This window comes from Streptococcus suis (genome assembly GCF_002960445.1).
GTDB lineage: Bacteria > Bacillota > Bacilli > Lactobacillales > Streptococcaceae > Streptococcus > Streptococcus hyiners.
In genome coordinates this window covers 1-308 of the sequence record NZ_POJD01000310.1, presented here as the reverse complement: position 1 = coordinate 308, position 308 = coordinate 1, and the positions used below count along the sequence as shown (strand labels likewise).

Below are 308 nucleotides of genomic sequence, written 5' to 3'. Positions count from 1 at the left end.
TGGTCTGGTCCATGAGCGTAAAGACCCGTCCGGCAGATACCATAGAGGTTTGGAGGGTGGAAAAATGCTGCGTGACATCCAGCAAGGGATCGAAAAGACGATTGACATACTGGATGAAAGCATAGATAAGACCAGCAGAAATTCCAGCCTGTGACCAGTCCAAACCAAAATAGGTCATGAGTAGGGCATAGGCCAAAATCTTAACAAGTGACAGGGCAGGGCGGAGAAAGAGACTGTCCAAGGCCATGGAACGACTGGCATAGTCCAGATGTTCCTGGTTGATAGCCTCAAACTCTTCCTTTAGCCTC

General features: G+C 49.0%; 1 pseudogene. It reads right to left on the bottom strand.

From position 1 onward, the window contains the following. Positions 1-308, bottom strand: a pseudogene (locus C1G53_RS10985) (ABC transporter ATP-binding protein); the annotation flags it as partial.